Origin of the sequence: Methylobacterium sp. UNC378MF (assembly GCF_900103195.1) — a bacterium.
In the GTDB taxonomy this organism is placed as follows: Bacteria; Pseudomonadota; Alphaproteobacteria; order Rhizobiales; family Beijerinckiaceae; genus Methylobacterium.
Window position 1 is genome coordinate 1 of sequence record NZ_FMWU01000052.1, and the last position, 18,557, is coordinate 18,557.

The following is an 18,557-nucleotide window of genomic DNA, read 5'->3' on the forward strand; positions in this document are numbered from 1 at the left end:
ATGCCGTCGGCCTCTACGGCGCGCGCGGCGGCGGCATCGCCGAGCGCGACGGGGTGATGCACCGGGTCGACGTGATCGAGGGCACGCTGGCCAAGGGGTATGGCTGCGTCGGCGGCTACATCACCGGCTCGGCGGCGCTCTGCGACGCGGTGCGCAGCTTCGCGCCGGGCTTCATCTTCACCACCGCTCTGCCGCCGGCGGTGGCGGCCGCGGCCCGGGCCTCGGTGCGCTACCTCAAGCGCTCGAGCGCCGAGCGGGAGGCGCATCAGCGCCAGGCGGCGGCCACCAAGGCGGCGCTGCGCGCGGCGGGGCTGCCGGTGCTGGCGACCGAGACCCACATCGTGCCGGTGATGGTCGGCGATGCCGAGCTGTGCAAGGCGGCGGCCGACCACCTGCTGGAGCGCCACGCCATCTACATCCAGCCGATCAACTACCCGACCGTGCCGCGCGGCACCGAGCGGCTGCGGATCACGCCGTCGCCGTTCCACGACGCGGCCCATATTGCGCGCCTGGCCGCGGCGCTCAGCGAGACCTGGGAAGCGCTCGACCTGCCGCGCGCCGGCACGGTGTTCGTCGAGGCGGCCGAGTAGGCCGCGTCACGGTCCCGGCGGCGCCGACAGGGCCCGACACGCCCCCTCTCCATCGCGGGAGCACGTTCGCGCAAGGGGCGGGAACGCTCCGGATCGGGCACGCCGCGGTGGCGCGTGCCGGTCCGTTCCGTTCTGAAACCGCACACCCCTCACCCGGCTCTCTGCGAGAACAGACCTCTCCCACAGGGGAGAGGGAACCCGTGGCCCGGCGATCGGCCGCGGGGTCACGTCCGGGCCGGTCCCGCCCGCAGCCCGCCCATGTCCCGCCCCCATCTCGTCTTTTCCGGCGCCGCCCTGTAACGACGGCGCCAACCCTTCCCTGCGAAAAGTCCGACCATGATCTCCTCACCCCTCATGACCGTGATGGTCGATGCCGTACGCAAGGCGGCCCGCGGCCTGCGCCGCGACTACGGCGAGGTCGAGAACCTGCAGGTCTCGCGCAAAGGTCCGGGCGATTTCGTCTCCGCGGCCGACCGCAAGGCCGAGGAGGTGCTGCGCGACGCCCTGATGAAGGCGCGTCCGGGCTACAGCCTCGTGCAGGAGGAGAACGGGATCATCGAGGGGACCGACAAGAGCCACACCTGGCACATTGATCCCCTCGACGGCACCTCGAACTTCCTGCACGGCGTGCCGCATTTCGCGGTCTCGGTGGGCCTCGAACGCGAGGGCCATATCGTCGCCGGGGTGATCTTCGATCCGATCAAGGACGAGCTGTTCGTCGCCGAGCGTGGCAAGGGCGCCTACCTCAACAATCGGCGCCTGCGCGTCTCCGGCCGTCAGGACATGGCGGATGCGCTGGTGGGCTACGGCACGCCCTATCTCGGCCGCGGCAGCCATCCGCGCCTCCTGCGCGAACTCGGCGCCGTCATGGCGGTGGCCGGCGGCACCCGCCGGATGGGCTCGGCGGCCCTCGACATGGCCTATGTCGCCTGCGGGCGCCTCGACGCCTACTGGGAGCGTGACCTCCAGACCTACGATTTCGCCGCCGGCGTGATCCTGGTGCGCGAGGCGGGCGGCTTCGTGACCTCGGCGGACGGTGCGGCCGAGCCGCTGGCGCCCCGCTCGGTGGCCTGCGGCAACGAGGGGCTGCACCGGGAGCTCGTCGCCATCCTCAAGAAGGTTCAGGCGGCCTAATCGCCGGTCCGCCCGGGGCCGCGCAGCGGGGCCCGGATCCAGAGCCGCTGAAGCAGGCGATCCGGCACCGACGGTGTTTCTGGCCTCCAGGCTCGGCTGCTGTGCTCCGGAACGGCGGCGCCTCGGGCGCTGGACGCAAGCGGCCTGAGCCGATCGGCATCCCGCCGGAAACTGGCCAGGGCCGCAACCTTCTGCTTTAAGCCCGCGGTTCTCCACGGAAGGCCGAACGCATGGAAGCCCGCCGCCACGTCGCGCTGAAGGAATCGATCCGCTCGATTCCCGACTATCCGAAACCCGGGATCGTCTTCCGCGACATCACCACGCTGCTCAGCGATCCCCGCGCCTTCCGGCGGGCGGTGGACGCGCTGGTCCATCCCTATGCCGGCGGGCAGATCCACCAGGTGGCCGGCATCGAGGCCCGGGGCTTCATCCTGGGCGGGGCCATCGCCCACCAGCTCTCCTGCGGCTTCGTGCCGATCCGCAAGAAGGGCAAGCTGCCCCACAAGACCGTGTCGATGGCCTATGCCCTCGAATACGGGACCGACGAGATCGAGATCCACGTCGACGCGGTCAGGCCGGGCGACAAGGTGCTGCTGGTCGACGACCTGATCGCCACCGGCGGCACCGCGATCGCAGCCGTGAACCTGCTGCAGAAGATCGGCGCCGAGATCGTGGCCGCCTGCTTCGTCATCGACCTCCCCGAGATCGGCGGCGCGCAGCGCCTGCGCGACATGGGCGTCGAGGTGCGCACCCTGATGCAGTTCGAGGGTCATTGAGACCGTCGAAACGTTGACTTCGCGGGACCCATCCGCCATAAGCCCGCCACTCGCGACGTGGCGCCCCGCATGGGCGCCCTTCGTGTTTGCAGACAACCAAGGACGCGTGAAGGTCGGGTGCGGCATCAGCCGCCCGCGAGCGCGCCTCGACCTTTGAAGGCTCTGAGCCATGAAGAGAACCTACCAGCCGAGCAAGCTCGTCCGTAAGCGCCGCCACGGTTTCCGTGCGCGCATGGCCACCGCCGGCGGCCGCAAGGTGATCGCGCGCCGTCGCGCCCACGGCCGCAAGCGCCTGTCGGCCTGAGGCCGGATCCTCTCGGGCGCGGACGCCTTCGGGCATCCGCGCCGCGAGGCAAGTGGTGTCGGCCGGGATCGAACCATCGATGGCGACGATCGAGCGGCTCAAGAAACGACCCGACTTCCTGGCTGCGGCCGAGGGGCGTCGCTTTCACACCGAGCGCATGACCGCGCAGGGGCGCCTCCGCACCCCGGAGGCCAGCCCCGGCCTCCGTCTCGGGTTCACCATCACGAAGCGCGTCGGCCACGCGACGGAACGCAACCGGATCCGGCGCCGCCTCCGTGCGGCCATCGGGCTGGTCGCGTCCGATCTGCCGGGCGAACTCGCCAGCCTCCCGGCCGACATCGTGCTGATTGCCCGGCGCCCGGCGCTGGACGCCTCCTTCGAGGCCCTGGCCGAGGATCTGCGGCGCGCGATCCCGGCGGTCACCCGTCCCGCGGCACCCCGCGGCGACAGGCCACCCGGTCGACCCGGCGGCCGGCGGTCCAAGACCGCAGCGCCAACCTCATCTCTCCAGCACGATGCGGGCGCAGCCTCCGCGCAGCCCGAGCCCTCCGGCGGCGCCGACATCGGCCCGGCGCAGGGGTGCGACAGAGATCACCGAATCACCGGCGCAGACAGGTCCCGCGGGGCCGGTGCCGGTCCTGATGCCACTCCGAACGCGTGCGGCGGTGTCCCTGATGGGCAATGACAAGACGAACATGTTCGTGGCCATCGGCCTGTCGCTGCTGGTGCTGCTCGGGTGGCAGTACTTCGTGGCCGGCCCGCGCATGGAGCAGCAGCGGCTGATCGAGGCGCAGAACAAGGCCGCCCAGCAGCCCCCGGGCGTGACCCCGGACGGCGTGCCCTCGCCGTCGCCGAAGGAGGGCGGCCCGGCGGCGCCGGTGCCCGGCACGCTGCCGACCGCGCAGGGTGGTCCAATCTCCCGCGAGGCGGCGCTCGCCCGCTCGCCGCGGATCCGCATCGAGACCCCGGCGCTCTCGGGCTCGATTGCCCTGAAGGGCGGCCGGATCGACGATGTCTCGCTGAAGAACTATCGCGAGACCGTCGATCCCAAGAGCCCCGAGATCGTGCTGTTCTCGCCGGCCGGCAGCGAGACGCCCTACTACGCCGAGTTCGGCTGGGTCGGCGCCAATGCCGGGCCGCTGCCCACGAACGACACGCTCTGGACCAGCGACGGCAAGACGCTCTCCCCCGGCATGCCCGTGACCCTGACCTGGGACAACGGCGCCGGCCTCGTCTTCAAACGGATCGTCGCGGTCGACGACAAGTACATGTTCACGGTCCGCGAGGAGGTCGAGAACAAGGGCTCGGGCGCGGTGACGCTCTACCCGTACAGCCTCGTCTCCCGTTGGGGTAAACCGCATACCCAGGGCTACTACGTCCTGCACGAGGGCATGATCGGCTACCTCGGCAACGACGGCCTGCAGGAATTCACCTACGACAAGCTCGCCAAGGAGGGCGCCTATGGCGGTGCCAACACCAAGGGCCACGCCTGGACCGGCGTGACCGGCGGCTTCGTCGGCATCACCGACAAATACTGGGCGGCCGCCGCGATCCCCGATCAGGAGACGCCCTATACCGGCGCCTTCACCGACCGCACCGACGGCACCACCAACGTCTATCAGGCGAGCGTGCGCGGCGACGCCGTGAACCTGGCGGCGGGCGCCTCGGCCACCGCGACGCAGCGGCTGTTTGCGGGCGCCAAGGAAGTCAATGTCATCAACAATTACGAGAAGGACCTCGGCATCAAGCACTTCGATCTGATGATCGACTGGGGCTGGTTCTTCTTCATCACCAAGCCGATGTTCCGGGCGCTGGACTTCTTCTACCATCTGTTCGGCAATTTCGGCGTCTCGATCCTGGTGGTGACCTTCTGCCTGAAGCTGCTGTTCCTGCCGATCGCGAATAGGTCCTACGTGTCCATGGCCAAGATGAAGGCCGTGCAGCCCGAGATGGCCGCCATCCGCGAGCGCTACAAGGACGACCGCCTGAAGGCGCAGCAGGCCACGATGGAGCTGTACAAGAAGGAGAAGATCAATCCGGTCGCCGGCTGCTGGCCGGTGCTGATCCAGATCCCGGTCTTCTTCGCGCTCTATAAGGTCCTGTTCATCACCATCGAGATGCGCCACGCGCCGTTCTTCGGCTGGATCCACGACCTCGCGGCGCCGGATCCGACGAGCATCGTGAACCTGTTCGGCCTGCTGCCCTTCCCGGCGCCCGACTTCGTCCATCTAGGCGTCTGGCCGCTGATCATGGGCGTGACCATGTTCGTGCAGATGAAGATGAACCCCGCGCCGCCGGACCCGGTCCAGGCGCAGATCTTCACCTTCATGCCGATCGTGTTCACCTTCATGCTGGGCTCGTTCCCCGCCGGCCTGGTGATCTACTGGGCCTGGAACAACACGCTGTCGGTAATCCAGCAATACGTCATCATGCGCCGGAACGGCGTGAAGGTGGAGTTGTGGGACAACCTGCGATCGACGTTCCGGCGCGGCAACGGCACCAAGACGGCCGCTACCAAGAGCTGACAGGCGGTTTGCCGTGACTGAGACCAACGACGACGCGGCCGACCTCCTGGAGGCCGGCCGCCTGCTCTTTGCCGGCGCCGCCGATTTCTACGCGGCTGCCCAGACCCTCGACCGCCTGCCGCCCATGGACGGCGTCGAGATCGCCTTCGCGGGCCGCTCGAATGTCGGCAAGTCGAGCCTGATCAACGCGCTCACCGGGCGCAACACCCTGGCGCGGACCTCGCACACGCCCGGGCGGACGCAGCAGCTCAACTTCTTCCGGATCGGCGAGCGCCTGTCGCTCGTCGACATGCCCGGCTACGGCTATGCGGCCGTCGAGAAGGCCAAGGTCGAGGCCTGGACCCGGCTGATCCACTCTTACCTCAAGGGCCGCGCCAGCCTCGCCCGCGTGTTCATGCTCATCGACGCCCGGCACGGCTTCAAGTCGATCGACACCGACGTGCTCGACGGCCTCGACAAGGCCGCCGTGAGCTATCAGGTCGTGCTGACCAAGGGCGATTCCCTCAAGAAGGGCGAGGTCGCGAGCCGGATCGCCGGGATCGAGGCGGGGCTTGCCAAGCGTCCCGCCGCCTATCCGCAGGTGATCCTCACCTCGAGCCGGGATGATGCCGGCGTGCCGGAACTGCGGGCGGCGATCGCCAAGCTCCTGGTGGAACGTGGCGCGTGAGGGGCACGGGCTTCGACCGCCCCCTCGCGGCGCTCGCCTGCCTCGCCGGACTGCTCGGCGTCGCGCTGAGCGCCGCCGCCGCGCATATCCCCGGGGCTGATTCGCTGAAGACGGCGGCGCAGTTCCTGCTGTTCCACGCCCCCGCGATTCTGGCGCTGATCGGCTTGAGCGCCGCCGGCCTCGCCCGGACCGGTCTTGCCCGGATCGCGGCGGGGTTGCTGGTCCTGGGGCTGATCCTGTTCTGCGGCGACCTCTCGGTGCGGACGTGGCTCCAGCACCCGCTCTTCCCGATGGCCGCACCGACGGGCGGCTTCGCCCTGATGGCCGGGTGGCTCGCCGGGATCCTGTGCGCGGTCATACCGGCGCGACGCGGCGCCTGACGGGGTCTAGGCCGGGAGGCCTCCCATCGTCCCTGCGTAATGCCGGTCTCTGCGAGCGTTGCGCCTTACCCGGCCAGCACCTGCAGGAACTCCAGAGCCGGTCCCTGCGCTTCCGAGAAGATGCCGGCGGTGAGCGCGCCGCCGTAGACGGCCGCGGTGTCGAGATTGGTGCGGTACCGGCGCACCTCCGGGCGTCCGCTGCGCTGCGGCGTGTGTCCGTGGACCACGTGCCGCCCGAAATCGTGGTCGCCCTCGAGGAACGGCTCGCGGATCCACAGGCGGTCATGCGCATCCGACTCGCGCGCCTCGGAGCCCGGCCGCAGGCCGGCATGCACGTACCACCGGGCGCCGTCACCGTGGAGCGTCGGCAAGGCCTCGATCCAGTCCAGGGTGTCCCGCGGTAGGCCGGCGGGATCCCGTGCGCCGAAGGAGTCGAGCGTCGCCTCGCCGCCATTGTACATCCAGTGCGCTGCGGCGCTGCGGGTCTGGAGCGCGTCGAGCAGCATCCGCTCGTGATTGCCCATCAGGCAGACGACACGCTCGGGCTCGGCCCAGTTCAGGCGGCTGACGGTGCGCAGCACCGCGGCGCTGTCCGGGCCGCGGTCGATGTAATCCCCGAGGAAGACGAGGCGGTGGGCCCGGTCACCGGCATGGTCGGCGATCCGCTCCAGCAGCGCGTCGAGGAGGGCGGCGCAGCCGTGGACGTCGCCGATGGCATAGGTGAGGGAGCCGGAATCCATGGCGCCATCGTCCACCGAGCTGCCGGTCTCCGCAAGGCCGGCTGGACGGGTGGGGCTCCCTGCGGCTCCGCAGCCCCACCTTCGCGATGCCGATGTTCCCGGCCGCCCTGCCCGAGCCCGCCCGGGCGGTCAGTCCTTCGCCACCCGGGCGTAGCGGCCGTCGTAGCGGCCGGCCCGGATCTGGGCGAGAACCTCCTCCTCACGCGCCGCCTGCGCCCGCACGGCTTCGAGCAGATCGGCCGCATCGCCGGCCGGAACGGTCACGACGCCGTCAGCGTCGCCGACCACCAGGTCTCCCGGGTTCACCGTCCAGCCGCCCATGCAGACCGGAACGTTGATCGCGCCGGGGCCGGTCTTGAACGGGCCGCGCGGAGTCGCGGCGCGGGCGTAGCAGGGGAAGTCCGAGGCCGCGAAGGCCGCGGTGTCGCGCACGGCGCCGTCGATCACGAAACCGGCCGCACCCCGGCTCTCGGCGATGGCCTTCATGATGTCGCCGACGAGAGCCCGGCTCGTATCGCCGCCGCCATCGACGACGATCACGTCGCCGGGTCGGACCTCCTCCAGGGCCTGATGGACGGCCAGGTTGTCGCCGGCCCGGACCCGGACCGTGACGGCCGTGCCGAGAAGCGGGCCGCCCCTATGGAACGGCCGCAGACCGGCCAGGACCGGCATCCGTGCCAAGCAATCGCTGATCGTGGCCGTCGCGACGTCTCGGAAGGCAGCCAGCACGTCCGGATCGACGGAGGGGGGCGGCGGGTTGCGCGTGATGGCGGACATCGGCTGCGACGTCTCCCTCTGTCGTCGCCCTCGCGCCCTCGCGCCGTCGCGGCGAATCGGCGGGGCCGCCGGATCCTGCCCCACGCCGTGCCCGATGTCGCGACAGGATTCGAGCTCCGTCAGTGCTCGGCGGCCGGAACTGTTCCCGCACCGCCGCCGGTGGCGAGCTTGCGACGGGTATCGGCCTGTCCGCTGGTCGTGCCGAAATAGGTCGCGGAATCGCCGAGCTGCACCGAAGGCTGGCAGCTCGGCGTGCAGGAGAGGGATTCCCGGTCGAGACCGCGTTGCACCGTAATGGTCGAATCCCGAGACGCCTCGACCCGGATGGTCGTCTCGGCGATCATGGCGCCGCCACTGTCGAGGGCGATCAGATTGGTCGAGCCGAAGCTCTTGCCGGTGAGCACGAGGACGCCGTTCTTCTGCGGCGTCACTTCGGCGATGATCGGATTTCCCACGATGATGGTCGATGTTTTCTCCGGAAGGCGGAGAACCTTGGCATTGTCCACGAGAATGGTCACGACGGGCAGGATTTCGGGTTGCCCGGCCGCCGCGGCGGCGCCCGTCAGCAGGACGACGAAGCCGGCTCGGCCCGCGATCGACAGGATGCGGCGCATCGGATTTCCTCAAGACGGCGGGCGGCGCAGGGTATCCAGCCCGAAGCCCGAGGCTATCGCACAACCGGTGAAGGAAGCGCTAAGCAAGACCTTATCGCCGTCCTGTGCCGTATCGATGAAACTAAGCCTTCACCAAGCCCGCAGCGAGACGGCATTGTAGGGCATTCCGGGATCGATTTAACCGATTTTCAAGGCGTAATCGGCAGTCTGTGTAGGCCGCCGATCGAGAGCTGAAAATTCTTCATCGGTCATCGCGTTAGTTTTCTCTCGCTCTATGTTGATCGAAGGATCACCATCCATGAAGACCCTGTTCACGCGCTTCGCCTCGGACGAGTCGGGTGCCACCGCGATCGAGTACGGGATGATCGCGGCTCTCATCGCCGTGGCGATCATCACCGCGCTGAAGACCGTCGGCAGCAACCTGACCAGCAAGTTCAGCCAGATCTCCGGCAACCTGAACTGATCAGGACGAGTCTGATCTGCGGCAGGTTCGAGACACTCCGGCTCTCCCCGAGACTTGGAGAGAGGCGGGGCAGTCTCGGCCGGCCGGGATCGTCGTCGGCGGATCAGTTCCCCGTGACGCGACAGGCTTCGACGAGATGGGCGCCGAGATGGTCGGTTCAGCGACGGCAAGCCTGGGCCTGACGGGTCTGGGGCCAGCAGGATTCGGCCTGCTGATCCTGTTTCCCTTTCTGATGGCTTACGCGGCCGCCAGCGATCTGCTGACCATGTTGATCCCGAACCGGATCTCCCTCGGTCTCGTGGCGGGGTTCGCGCTCCTGGCCCTGACGGGCCCGATGAGCTGGGCCGAGATCGGCTTCCATTGCGGCGCCGGAGCGGTCGTTCTCCTCGTCACCTTCACGCTGTTTGCCTTCGGCGTCATCGGCGGCGGCGATGCGAAACTCGCGGCCGCCACGGCGCTGTGGCTGGGTTTCGACGGCCTCGGCGACTACCTGCTCGTGGCCTCCTTGTTCGGCGGGGCCCTGACGCTGGGGATCCTGTTCGCGCGGACGCACCCGCTCCCCGTCCGGATCGCGCGTATGCCCTTCGCCCTGCATCTGCACGACGCCAAGACCGGGATCCCGTACGGGATCGCCCTGGCGGGTGCCGCTCTCCTCGTCTTGCCCGAGACCGACGTCTGGACCCGGGCCCTCGCCGGCTGAGTCTGCCGCGATTCAGGGGCGTGGGATCTGGAGCCTCGAGCCCGGCCCAGCTAAAAGTCGCGAATGCCCCTCGCGCTGCTGCGTCGCCCCGATCCCGATCATCTTGAGGTCCAGCACGAGGGGGCCAGCCTCCGGATCGCCCTCCGTCGGCGGCCGACCGCGCGCCGCATCACCCTGCGCGTCTCGGCCGCCACAGGCGAGGCGGTGATCACCCTGCCGAGCCGCACCGCGATCAACACCGCCCAGCGTTTCGCGGCGAGCCATGCCGGCTGGATCGCGGCGCGCCTGGCCCGCGTGCCCGCCCGGGTCGCATTCGCACCCGGGGCCAGCCTGCCGTTCCGCGGCGAGGTCCACCGTATCAGCCAACGCGACACCCGCAGCGGTCCGGTCCGCGTCGAGTGCCTGGACGGTGAGCCGGTGATCTCGGTTTCCTGCGACGCAGCCCATGTGTCGCGCCGGGTCCGCGACTTCCTGGCCCGGGAGGCGAAGCGCGACCTCGCCGAGGCGATCGAGCGTTATGCGGCCCCGCTCGGGCAGCGGCCGGTCCGCGTCACGCTGCGCGACACCCGCAGCCGGTGGGGATCCTGCACGGCCCGCGGCGAGCTGAACTTCTCGTGGCGCCTGATCCTCGCACCACCGATGGTGCTCGACTATCTGGTCGCGCACGAGATGGCCCATCTGCGCGAGATGAACCACTCTCCCCGCTTCTGGTCGCTCGTTCACGGGCTCTGCCCGAACACAGACGCCGCCGAAGCCTGGCTCAAGCGCCACGGCACTGGCCTGCATCGCTACGGCTGAGCCGTCAGACTTGGAAGGGGCCGGTCCCGCGTCAGCCCTTGGCGCGGAGCACCCGCTGACGCGCCACGGCGTCCGCCGGCCAGCTCGGGCGGGGATCGACCTCGCCGGGATTGAGGGTGCGCGGTGCGACGCTGTCGCAGATCTCCCGCTGGCGGATGATCACGGGATTGCCGAACGCGTCACGCCGCCGGACCAGGCCGCCGTCCCGGCAATAGCCGGCGATCGCCGCCTGCCCGTTGCGCCGGCCGTACGGGTTCACCGCCACGGGCGGATGCTCGACCACCAGCGTGTCGGTGTGGTTGAGCGAGCGCTCGATATAGGTGGTCTCTCCGACCGGCAGGGACTGGGCCCCGGCCTGCGCGAGGGTGGCCATCAAGCAGGCGGCCGAGAGAGTGAGCGGGCGCATCACGGCATCAGGATCCGGCGCTGGAGGAGTGTCGGGACTCTATCTAAGCCTATGAGACCCGCGCGGGTAGCGCCGACGGGCAACACCGCGCCCGCATCGCTTGACAGCGCAGGCCCGGCCATGGTCGGAACACGCCCGATTGTACGGCTCCCGCCGGTCCTCGGCCGGAGCGTTCCGAAGGGATCGGTGGTGCCGCTTCACGCGAGGCTCGTTCGTTTCCGGCGTGCCGTCCGGCGCGCCGCGCTGCCGGTATGCCTCGCCCTCGCGGCGGCGGCCCTCGCGCCCGCCGGGCCGGCCGCAGCTCAGGGCATGGTGCGCAAGACCTTCGACGATTGGCAGCTGCGCTGCGAGACGCCGGCCGGCGCGAAGGCCGAGCAATGCGCCCTCGTCCAGTATCTCGCCGCCGAGGACCGCCCGAACCTGACGCTCGTCGTGATCGTCCTGAAGACGGCCGACAATCGCGGTTACCTGCTGCGGGTGGTGGCGCCGCTGGGCGTCCTCCTGCCCTCCGGCCTCGGCCTCAAGATCGACCAGACCGATATCGGCCGGGCGGGCTTCGTCCGCTGCCTCACCACCGGGTGCGTGGCCGAGGTCGTGATGGACGACGGCCTGATCCGCCAGTTCAAGAGCGGCACGCAGGCTACCTTCATCGTGTTCCAGACGCCTGAGGAAGGTGTCGGCATCCCGCTGTCGATGAAGGGCTTCGCGGCCGGGTTCGACAGCCTGAAATGACGGTGCCGCTCGGGAGCCGTGTGATGATCGGATATCGGGACAGGATTCTGACACCCTTCCCGGGCGCCGCCCGGTTGCCGGCCGTGCTCCAGCTGGGCGGGATCGTGCTCCTCCTGTCCCTCGCCGCCGCGGCACCGTGTCGGGCCGAGGAGGGCAACATCTTCTCGAACCTGTTCAAGTACGGCGGCACGACGGTACCGCCGTCACAGCCCGAGACCCTCGAGCCGCCCTATTGCCCGCCGGTCGAGGTCGCTGAGGGCGCCGCCGCCTCGCGCACCCTCGCGGGCGATACGGTGCGCACCCAGTTTTCCCTCGGTCGTCTCGCCCGCGAATGCACCCGGCGTCAGGATGGCTCGATCACCGTCAAGGCGGGCGCCGAAGTCAACGTCCTGCTCGGCCCGGCCGGGGCGCCGGGCCGGTTCGATGTGCCGGTGACGTTCCAGATCCGCTACAACGGCAAGGTCGTTTCGAGCCGGGTCGAGCGGGCCAGCGTGGTCGTCGGTCCGGGTGAAGCGCAGGGCTTCGCCACGATCGTGGCGGACGAGCTTCAGGTCCCGGCCGCGATGACGGCCGATTACGACATCGCGGTGGGTGTCGGCGCCGGCAAGGGAGCCGGCGGGAAGCCCGTCGCGAAACCGCGCCGCCGTAAACCGGCAGTCGCTGCGGCACCCGCAGGCGGAGGCGACGCTGCCCAGTGACGCCGCGGCGCGCCTCGGCGATCCGACCCGACTGACCGCCAAACCCAGCCGCGGCGCGTTCTGGCTCGGCCGGGAGACGCGGTTCCGGCTCGAACCGGCGGCCGATTCCGAATTCGATCGCCGGCTCGTGCTCCCCGATCACCCTGTCGGCTGGATCGTGCTGAGCTATAGCGGCGATCCCACGGCACCGCCCCAGCGCCCGATCCTCCGCGTCCTGCGTGGCGCGGACGATGCCGTTCACGACTTCGTCCTGCCCGGCGCCGCGCAGGGGCTTGCCCACTGGCTCGGGCTGATCCCACCGGACGCGCGGGAGATCCGCCTCTCAGCCGGTGCCGATTTCACCTTGGAGCGGGTCGGCGCCCGGCGCGAGACCGGGGTGCTCGCGCAGTGCCTCCTCCGCCGGCCCTGGCGCTGCGTCGCCGCGCTCTACGAGCGCGCCCGCGGCTCGGAACGGCGCTACCGCGACATCCTGCGGGGTGCCTGCGCGGTGACGCCGATGAGCCGGTTCCCGTCCTGGGCTGCCACCCGGACCAGACCGGCCCGCATCGCACCCTCTGCCCTGCGGATCCGCTGTGTTCTACTCGCGCGACCCGGTGAGGCGGCGGCGCTGTCGGCCACGCGCGACGCGCTGGCCGCACAGACCCTGCGCCCCGAGTCGGTCTGGGTCGCCTGGGCGGGCGCGGCGCCCGTGTCGGGCGCTGGACAGATGTCCCACCGTGCCTGGGACGAGGCTGCCTGTCTTGCGGATGATCTCGGCGCCGCCGATGCCCTGTGCCTGCTGCGTCCCGGCGACGTTCCGGAGCCCGAGGCTCTGGCGCTCCTGGGCCATGCGCTGTCGGAAGCCGACATCGCGTACGGCGACGCGATCGGCCCCGACCGTCGCCCGCAGCTGAAGCCGGATTGGAGCCCGGACCTCGCCCTGGCGACCGGGTATCCGGGGTTTCCGCTGCTTCTATCGGGGACATGGCTCTCCACGTTTTTCGCGCGCCCCGCCGGCCCGCTGGCCGAAATCGCCTCGGCCGTGGCGGTCGCCGCGGTGACCAGCGCTGCGCGGGTGGCCCATGTCCCGCGGATCCTCGCCCGCACCGTCGGCGATGGCCTCGACCCCCCCACACGAGCCGCTTCCCTGAACACCGCCCGGTCCCGGCAGGCTCTGGCGCTCCGCGCCGAAATCCACGGTGGCACCGTTCGCGTGGAGTGGCCCCTTGCGGATCCGGTACCGTTGGTGAGCGTCGTGATCCCGTCGCGCGACCGCCTCGACCTGATCACCCGCGTCTGCCGCGGGGTGCTTCACGAGACGGTCTACCCGTCGATCGAGTTGATCATCGTCGACAACGGATCCACCGATCCCGCGGTGCTCGAGCATTACGCGACGCTGCGCGGCGATCCGCGCGTGCGGATCCTCATGGATCCGCAACCCTTCAATTTCGCCGCGATGGTCAATGCCGGCGTAGCCGTGGCGTCGGGCGCGGTCGTGGTGCTGCTCAACAATGATGTCGCCGTGCTGGAGCCCGGCTGGCTCGAAGCCATGGTCCGGCAGGCCTGCCGGCCGAATGTCGGTGCCGTCGGGGCGAAGCTCCTCTACGGCGACGGCACCCTGCAGCATGTCGGGGTCGTCGTGGGTCTCGGCGGCCGGGCGGGGCACATCCTGCGTCGCCGTCCCGGTGATACTCCGGGCCATCTCGGCCGTCTGCGCGTGGCGCACGAGGTCTCGGCGGTGACCGCCGCCTGCCTCGCCGTCGCGCGGGAGAAATACCTGGCGGTGGGGGGCTTCGACGCCGAGGCCTTCCCGGTCGATTTCAACGACGTGGATTTCTGCCTGCGCCTTCGCGCCGCCGGCTGGAAGACGGTCTGGACCCCGGCAGCGACCCTGGCCCACCTCGAATCCGTCAGCCGCGGCCCATCCGTCGGCGCCAAGCGCGCCCGGTTCGAGCAGGAGGCGGCCCGCTTCTCCGAGCGCTGGCGCGCGGTGATCCGGCACGACCCGTTCTACCATCCGGCCCTGTCGCTCACGACCTTCGGCGAGGATCTGGAATGATGCCGCCGTCAGGCCGCGCATCGGGCCACGACGGTGTGCCGTATCTCGGATCGTCGCGCCGCTCCTGGCGCGGGCTTGTCGGCGCGCTGCGCCGTATCCTGGCCCATCCCCGGGCTGCGGCCGCGATCGTGCGGGCCCGGCTCATGGGAAAGCGGCTGCGTGCCCGGCAAGCGCTCGCGGCCCTGATCGGCATCGACCACCGGCTCGGCCTGCCGCCCGTGATTCTCGACCGCTTCCCGTCGGCATCGGCCGGTGAGGCCGATGCGGTCCGTCTGATCGGCGACGGCATCCTCGTGCGCGGCGCAGCCGAGCGGATCGCCGCCGTCTTCGCCGCCGAGCCCGGCCTCCAGGCCCTGTATGGCGATGCCCTCGTGCAGGAGCGGCCCGGCGGTGCGGTGCTGCCGTTTCTACCTCCGGCCTTCGATGCCGACCGGCTCGCGGCGTTCGACTATCTCGGGCCCGTTCTGGCCTGCCGGCGCGGCGCCCTCGACCCGGCCGCCGAGCCCGGAAGTCCGGCCGAGGCCGCCTTCCGGATCGCCGAGCGCTTCGGGCCCAGCGCGATCGGCCATGTCCCGGCGATTCTGTCGGTGCGGCGCGCCGGACCTTCGGCGGCACCGCCGGCGGGCGGGCGCGCGCGCGCGCCCCATGACGCGGTCGTCCGTGGTCACCTCGACCGAACGGGGCGGTCGGCCGCTTTGGTCGCCGTGGGGCCCGACAGACTCGTGCAGGTCGAGCATCCCCTTCCCGGGATCCGGCCCCTGGCCAGCCTGATCGTACCGACGCGCGATCGCCTGGATCTCCTGCGCCCCTGTCTCGAGAGCCTGCGGCGCTGCACTGACTGGCCGTCGACCGAGATCCTGGTCTGCGACAACGACAGCCGCGAGCCGGAGACGCTCGCCTATCTGCGCGCGCTTGAGGGGGAGGGGAGGGGGCACGTCGTGCCCTGTCCCGGGCCGTTCAACTTCGCCGCCATGAACAACGCTGCGGCGGCTCGCGCCCGCGGGCGGCTCTTGGTCTTCATCAACAACGACGTCGAGGCTTTCCAGCCCGACTGGCTGTCCCGCATGGTCCGGGAAGCCCTCCGCCCGGATGTCGGGGCCGTGGGCGCCAAACTCCTCGACGGCGAGGGCCGGATCCAGCACGGCGGGATCGTGCTCGGAACCGGCGGCCTCGTCACCCACGGGCATCGCCACTTCCCGGGCGACGCCCCCGGTTACCTTGCGGCGTTGCGCGTCACCCATACGGTGTCGGCGGTCACCGCCGCCTGCCTGGCCGTCGAGGCGGACAAGTTCCGGGCGGTCGGCGGCTTCGACGACGCGGTCTTCGCGGTCGACTTCAACGACGTCGATCTCTGCCTGCGCCTCAACGCGGCCGGCTACCGGACGCTGCTGGTTCCCGGGGCGGTGCTGCACCATCGCGAGGCGGCGAGCCGCCGCTGGACCCCGGAGGCCCGCGCCCGCCACGCGCGCGAGATCGCGGCGCTGAAAAAGCGATGGGGGCCGCTGCTGGTGCAGGACCCCCATTATCACCCGGGTTTCGACCCGGACGTGTCGACCCATGCCCGGCTGCGGCCGGGCTTTCCGGAGGCGGGGCCGGCGCCTTTGCGCCGCCCGCCCGCCTGACGGGCCTACTGGACGAGGCGCGGGCCGCTGCCCTGGACCTTCTCGTTCTCCGACATGATGCCGAGCCGCTTGGCGACCTCGGTGTAGGCCTCGATCAGGCCGCCGAGATCCTTGCGGAACCGGTCCTTGTCGAGCTTGTCCGAGGATTTGATGTCCCACAGCCGGCACGAATCCGGGGAGATCTCGTCGGCCACCACAATGCGCATCATGTCGCCTTCCCAGAGGCGGCCGGTCTCGATCTTGAAGTCGACGAGCCGGATGCCGACGCCGAGGAAGAGCCCCGACAGGAAGTCGTTGACGCGGATCGCCAGCGCCATGATGTCGTCGATCTCCTGGGGCGTCGCCCAGCCGAAGGCGGTGATATGCTCCTCGGAGACCATCGGGTCGTTGAGTGCGTCGTTCTTGTAATAGAACTCGATGATCGAGCGCGGCAGCTGGGTGCCTTCCTCCAGGCCCAGCCGCGTCGCCAGCGAGCCGGCCGCGACGTTGCGCACCACCACCTCGAGGGGGATGATCTCGACTTCGCGGATCAGCTGCTCGCGCATGTTCAGCCGGCGAATGAAATGTGTCGGCACGCCGATATCGTTGAGGTGCTGGAAGACGAACTCGGAGATCCGGTTGTTCAGCACGCCCTTGCCGTCGATGACCTCGTGCTTCTTCGCGTTGAAGGCCGTCGCGTCATCCTTGAAGTGCTGGATGAGCGTGCCGGGCTCCGGCCCCTCGTAGAGGACCTTCGCCTTGCCCTCGTAGATGCGACGGCGGCGGTTCATAGGCGTGTACCGTGGTTTGAGGAAGTCCATGGGCCGAGGCTCCTGATGCGCGACGATTGGGAGGAATCCGCGGCGCGGCGACCGGACGCGAGGTCGGGCCGCCGGACGGCCTCTGCCCGAGGGCCCCGGCGACCGGCCGCCAAACTAGCGGAAGCGGGCTTCCAGCACAACGCGTTAGCCCGCAGGGCGGGATTGCGGAGGCCGGTCCGGACGTGGCCGGAACGGGGTTTGCGGTCCCGCCGGCGTCCGGAATCGGCCTGTTACGCCGTCGTCTTGGACGGGTAGCGGCACAGGTCGGCGATGAGGCAGCGCGGGCATTCGGGCTTACGCGCCTTGCAGGTGTAGCGACCGTGCAGGATCAGCCAGTGATGGGCATGCAGGCGGTAGGGTTCCGGCACGATCGCCTCGAGCCCGGCCTGGACCTTGTCGGTGGTCGCGCCGACGAACAGCGGGATCCGGTTCGAGACCCGGAAGATGTGGGTGTCGACGGCGATCCGTGGAACGCCGAAGGCGATGTTCAGCACGACGCTCGCGGTCTTGGCGCCGACCCCGGGCAGCACCTGGAGCGCGTCCAGGCTCGCCGGCACCGCGCCGCCATGCTCCTCCACGAGGATACGCGAGAGCGCCACGACATTCTTCGCCTTGGTGTTGAACAGCCCGATCGTTCGGACGAAGTCGCGGACCCGGTCCTCGCCGAGCGCCAGCATCTTCTCCGGGGTGTCGGCGACGGCGAAGAGCGGGCCGGTGGCGAGGTTGACGCCACGGTCGGTCGCCTGGGCCGAGAGCACAACGGCCACGAGGAGCGTGAAGGGGTTGACGTAGTGGAGCTCGCCCTTCGGCACCGGCTCGGCGGCGTGGAAGCGGCGGAAGATCTCCGTCAGCGTCGCGCGATCCACGGCCTCCGGGGCGGTCTCCACGGCGGCCGACAGGGCTGGCGTGATCGAGGCACCGAGGCGCGCCGAGGCGGCGCTCTTCGTCGCGGATCCGGATCGCGCTGTCGCCCGCGCCGTCGCACCGCGGCCGGCGCGATCCGTCACGGGAGGGGGAGTCTTTCTGGCTGGCATCGGCGCGTTATATGGATCGCATGGCGAGCGGCAATCCTTCCGTCCATCCGTACGGGCTCGATCCGGACACGATCGACCGGCCTGTCTTCGCGGCGACGATCCGGCCGCATCAATCCCTCAGCCGACGCGGCTTCCGGGTGGTGATGACCGGCTGCTGCGCGGTCTCCCTCACCGTTTCGGTGTGGGCGTGGCGGATGGGGTTCTGGCCGGTCGCCGGCTTTTTCGGCCTCGATATGCTGGCGATCTACGCCGCGCTAAAGGTGAGCTTCCGCCGCGGGCGCTCCTTCGAGGAGGTGATGATCTCCCAGATCGAGATCCTGCTCGCGCGGGTCAGCCACCGGGGCGAGCGGCGTGAGTGGCGGTTCAATCCCCTCTGGACGAAGATCGAGACCGTCGAGGACGACGAGTACGGCCTCCAGCGCCTGACGCTGGTCTCGCGCCGGCAGCAGGCCCTCGTCGCCCGCGATGCGGGACCGGACGAGCGGGCCCGCATCGCCCTCGGGCTGACCACGGCGCTGGCGCAGGTGAAGAAGGGCTACTGACACACCCGCGTCGGGACGGCCCAGCGATCTCCCGGCAGGGCGTCACACGCCCGTCGCGACCCTGCGACAGAAAAATCGCTTCGCACCGCAACAGCCCTGTTGACGGGGCGTGAGGGTGGCCGTATACCCCGGTTCATCGGCGCCGGCCGCGGAAGTGGACCGGGCGCTGAGCCATCTTCTGACAAGCGGCGGGACTGGCCGGCGAAGCAGCCGGACG

General features: G+C 70.2%; 22 protein-coding genes. 16 read left to right on the forward strand and 6 right to left on the reverse strand.

Annotation, left to right across the window (positions count from 1 at the left end; translation table 11 throughout):
• From BLT59_RS29435 to BLT59_RS29470, 8 genes are all read left to right on the forward strand, one after another.
• A partial coding sequence (locus tag BLT59_RS29435; protein WP_139174152.1) for an aminotransferase class I/II-fold pyridoxal phosphate-dependent enzyme occupies window positions 1–590 on the forward strand: 590 nt, incomplete at its 5' end.
• Window positions 591–926: 336 nt separating this feature from the next.
• A complete protein-coding gene (locus BLT59_RS29440; protein WP_175544171.1) occupies window positions 927–1,724 on the forward strand; it encodes an inositol monophosphatase family protein in 798 nt (265 codons plus the stop codon).
• Between the two features lie 230 nt (window positions 1,725–1,954).
• Window positions 1,955–2,500: an adenine phosphoribosyltransferase gene (locus BLT59_RS29445; protein WP_091789530.1), complete on the forward strand. Its 546-nt coding sequence runs from the start codon at window positions 1,955–1,957 to the stop codon at window positions 2,498–2,500.
• Window positions 2,501–2,669: 169 nt separating this feature from the next.
• The gene (rpmH, locus tag BLT59_RS29450) at window positions 2,670–2,804 is read left to right on the forward strand and encodes a 50S ribosomal protein L34 (protein WP_007558110.1); all 135 of its coding nucleotides are present in this window, start codon (window positions 2,670–2,672) and stop codon (window positions 2,802–2,804) included.
• 79 nt (window positions 2,805–2,883) lie between these two features.
• The gene (rnpA, locus tag BLT59_RS29455) at window positions 2,884–3,489 is read left to right on the forward strand and encodes a ribonuclease P protein component (RefSeq protein ID WP_091789533.1); all 606 of its coding nucleotides are present in this window, start codon (window positions 2,884–2,886) and stop codon (window positions 3,487–3,489) included.
• On the forward strand, window positions 3,479–5,329 hold the full coding sequence (yidC, locus tag BLT59_RS29460) for a membrane protein insertase YidC (protein WP_091789536.1): 1,851 nt from the start codon (window positions 3,479–3,481) through the stop codon (window positions 5,327–5,329). The genes rnpA and yidC overlap by 11 nt, the downstream gene beginning before the upstream one ends.
• A 13-nt stretch (window positions 5,330–5,342) precedes the next feature.
• The gene (gene yihA, locus BLT59_RS29465) at window positions 5,343–5,996 is read left to right on the forward strand and encodes a ribosome biogenesis GTP-binding protein YihA/YsxC (RefSeq protein WP_091789539.1); all 654 of its coding nucleotides are present in this window, start codon (window positions 5,343–5,345) and stop codon (window positions 5,994–5,996) included.
• Window positions 5,993–6,376: a DUF423 domain-containing protein gene (locus BLT59_RS29470; protein ID WP_091789542.1), complete on the forward strand. Its 384-nt coding sequence runs from the start codon at window positions 5,993–5,995 to the stop codon at window positions 6,374–6,376. The genes yihA and BLT59_RS29470 overlap by 4 nt, the downstream gene beginning before the upstream one ends.
• A gap of 65 nt (window positions 6,377–6,441) precedes the next feature.
• Here the strand turns inward: BLT59_RS29470 and BLT59_RS29475 are convergent, their stop codons facing one another.
• From BLT59_RS29475 to BLT59_RS29485, 3 genes are all read right to left on the reverse strand, one after another.
• The gene (locus BLT59_RS29475; protein WP_091789545.1) at window positions 6,442–7,116 is read right to left on the reverse strand and encodes a metallophosphoesterase family protein; all 675 of its coding nucleotides are present in this window, start codon (window positions 7,114–7,116) and stop codon (window positions 6,442–6,444) included.
• 129 nt (window positions 7,117–7,245) lie between these two features.
• Window positions 7,246–7,893: an RraA family protein gene (locus tag BLT59_RS29480; RefSeq protein ID WP_091789548.1), complete on the reverse strand. Its 648-nt coding sequence runs from the start codon at window positions 7,891–7,893 to the stop codon at window positions 7,246–7,248.
• A 119-nt stretch (window positions 7,894–8,012) separates the two neighbouring features.
• Window positions 8,013–8,507 (reverse strand): pilus assembly protein N-terminal domain-containing protein, encoded by a 495-nt coding sequence (locus BLT59_RS29485; protein WP_091789551.1) that lies wholly within the window; start codon window positions 8,505–8,507, stop codon window positions 8,013–8,015.
• 298 nt (window positions 8,508–8,805) lie between these two features.
• On the opposite strand from BLT59_RS29485, the gene BLT59_RS29490 reads away from it, so the two are divergent.
• The 3 genes from BLT59_RS29490 (at window position 8,806) to BLT59_RS29500 (ending at window position 10,468) form a co-directional block, all read left to right on the forward strand.
• A complete protein-coding gene (locus BLT59_RS29490; protein WP_091789554.1) occupies window positions 8,806–8,970 on the forward strand; it encodes a Flp family type IVb pilin in 165 nt (54 codons plus the stop codon).
• A 148-nt stretch (window positions 8,971–9,118) separates the two neighbouring features.
• Window positions 9,119–9,670 (forward strand): A24 family peptidase, encoded by a 552-nt coding sequence (locus BLT59_RS29495; RefSeq protein ID WP_175544172.1) that lies wholly within the window; start codon window positions 9,119–9,121, stop codon window positions 9,668–9,670.
• A gap of 63 nt (window positions 9,671–9,733) precedes the next feature.
• Window positions 9,734–10,468: a M48 family metallopeptidase gene (locus BLT59_RS29500; protein ID WP_091789561.1), complete on the forward strand. Its 735-nt coding sequence runs from the start codon at window positions 9,734–9,736 to the stop codon at window positions 10,466–10,468.
• Between the two features lie 31 nt (window positions 10,469–10,499).
• Here the strand turns inward: BLT59_RS29500 and BLT59_RS29505 are convergent, their stop codons facing one another.
• Window positions 10,500–10,874, reverse strand: coding sequence for a hypothetical protein (locus BLT59_RS29505; RefSeq protein ID WP_091789564.1), 375 nt, complete (start codon window positions 10,872–10,874; stop codon window positions 10,500–10,502).
• 243 nt (window positions 10,875–11,117) lie between these two features.
• On the opposite strand from BLT59_RS29505, the gene BLT59_RS29510 reads away from it, so the two are divergent.
• The 4 genes from BLT59_RS29510 to BLT59_RS29525 all read left to right on the forward strand — a co-directional run bounded on the left by BLT59_RS29510 (window position 11,118) and on the right by BLT59_RS29525 (window position 15,964).
• On the forward strand, window positions 11,118–11,606 hold the full coding sequence (locus tag BLT59_RS29510) for an invasion associated locus B family protein (RefSeq protein ID WP_244514202.1): 489 nt from the start codon (window positions 11,118–11,120) through the stop codon (window positions 11,604–11,606).
• Between the two features lie 23 nt (window positions 11,607–11,629).
• Entirely contained in the window at window positions 11,630–12,304 is a 675-nt protein-coding gene (locus BLT59_RS29515; RefSeq protein ID WP_091789581.1) for a hypothetical protein, read from the forward strand.
• Between the two features lie 127 nt (window positions 12,305–12,431).
• Window positions 12,432–14,342, forward strand: coding sequence for a glycosyltransferase (locus tag BLT59_RS29520; RefSeq protein ID WP_091789578.1), 1,911 nt, complete (start codon window positions 12,432–12,434; stop codon window positions 14,340–14,342).
• Window positions 14,339–15,964, forward strand: coding sequence for a glycosyltransferase (locus tag BLT59_RS29525; RefSeq protein WP_091789570.1), 1,626 nt, complete (start codon window positions 14,339–14,341; stop codon window positions 15,962–15,964). The genes BLT59_RS29520 and BLT59_RS29525 overlap by 4 nt, the downstream gene beginning before the upstream one ends.
• A 5-nt stretch (window positions 15,965–15,969) precedes the next feature.
• On the opposite strand, the gene purC is transcribed toward BLT59_RS29525, so the two are convergent.
• Window positions 15,970–16,764 carry a phosphoribosylaminoimidazolesuccinocarboxamide synthase gene (gene purC, locus BLT59_RS29530; RefSeq protein WP_091789573.1) on the reverse strand — a complete coding sequence of 265 codons (795 nt, stop codon included), beginning with the start codon at window positions 16,762–16,764 and terminating at the stop codon, window positions 15,970–15,972.
• Between the two features lie 230 nt (window positions 16,765–16,994).
• A complete protein-coding gene (gene nth, locus BLT59_RS29535; protein ID WP_244514201.1) occupies window positions 16,995–17,798 on the reverse strand; it encodes an endonuclease III in 804 nt (267 codons plus the stop codon).
• Between the two features lie 20 nt (window positions 17,799–17,818).
• Here nth and BLT59_RS29540 point away from each other — a divergent pair, with 20 nt between their 5' ends.
• On the forward strand, window positions 17,819–18,340 hold the full coding sequence (locus BLT59_RS29540) for a DUF2244 domain-containing protein (RefSeq protein ID WP_091789575.1): 522 nt from the start codon (window positions 17,819–17,821) through the stop codon (window positions 18,338–18,340).
• The last annotated feature ends 217 nt before the right edge of the window (window positions 18,341–18,557 follow it).

Coding starts and splice junctions, on each gene's coding strand:
- BLT59_RS29440 (WP_175544171.1), top strand. CDS start 927: ATGATCTCCTCACCCCTCATGACCGTGATGGTCGATGCCGTACGCAAG.
- BLT59_RS29445 (WP_091789530.1), top strand. CDS start 1,955: ATGGAAGCCCGCCGCCACGTCGCGCTGAAGGAATCGATCCGCTCGATT.
- rpmH (WP_007558110.1), top strand. CDS start 2,670: ATGAAGAGAACCTACCAGCCGAGCAAGCTCGTCCGTAAGCGCCGCCAC.
- rnpA (WP_091789533.1), top strand. CDS start 2,884: ATGGCGACGATCGAGCGGCTCAAGAAACGACCCGACTTCCTGGCTGCG.
- yidC (WP_091789536.1), top strand. CDS start 3,479: ATGGGCAATGACAAGACGAACATGTTCGTGGCCATCGGCCTGTCGCTG.
- BLT59_RS29475 (WP_091789545.1), bottom strand. CDS start 7,116: ATGGATTCCGGCTCCCTCACCTATGCCATCGGCGACGTCCACGGCTGC.
- BLT59_RS29480 (WP_091789548.1), bottom strand. CDS start 7,893: ATGTCCGCCATCACGCGCAACCCGCCGCCCCCCTCCGTCGATCCGGAC.
- BLT59_RS29485 (WP_091789551.1), bottom strand. CDS start 8,507: ATGCGCCGCATCCTGTCGATCGCGGGCCGAGCCGGCTTCGTCGTCCTG.
- BLT59_RS29490 (WP_091789554.1), top strand. CDS start 8,806: ATGAAGACCCTGTTCACGCGCTTCGCCTCGGACGAGTCGGGTGCCACC.
- BLT59_RS29495 (WP_175544172.1), top strand. CDS start 9,119: ATGGTCGGTTCAGCGACGGCAAGCCTGGGCCTGACGGGTCTGGGGCCA.
- BLT59_RS29500 (WP_091789561.1), top strand. CDS start 9,734: ATGCCCCTCGCGCTGCTGCGTCGCCCCGATCCCGATCATCTTGAGGTC.
- BLT59_RS29505 (WP_091789564.1), bottom strand. CDS start 10,874: ATGCGCCCGCTCACTCTCTCGGCCGCCTGCTTGATGGCCACCCTCGCG.
- BLT59_RS29515 (WP_091789581.1), top strand. CDS start 11,630: ATGATCGGATATCGGGACAGGATTCTGACACCCTTCCCGGGCGCCGCC.
- BLT59_RS29525 (WP_091789570.1), top strand. CDS start 14,339: ATGATGCCGCCGTCAGGCCGCGCATCGGGCCACGACGGTGTGCCGTAT.
- purC (WP_091789573.1), bottom strand. CDS start 16,764: ATGGACTTCCTCAAACCACGGTACACGCCTATGAACCGCCGCCGTCGC.
- nth (WP_244514201.1), bottom strand. CDS start 17,798: ATGCCAGCCAGAAAGACTCCCCCTCCCGTGACGGATCGCGCCGGCCGC.
- BLT59_RS29540 (WP_091789575.1), top strand. CDS start 17,819: ATGGCGAGCGGCAATCCTTCCGTCCATCCGTACGGGCTCGATCCGGAC.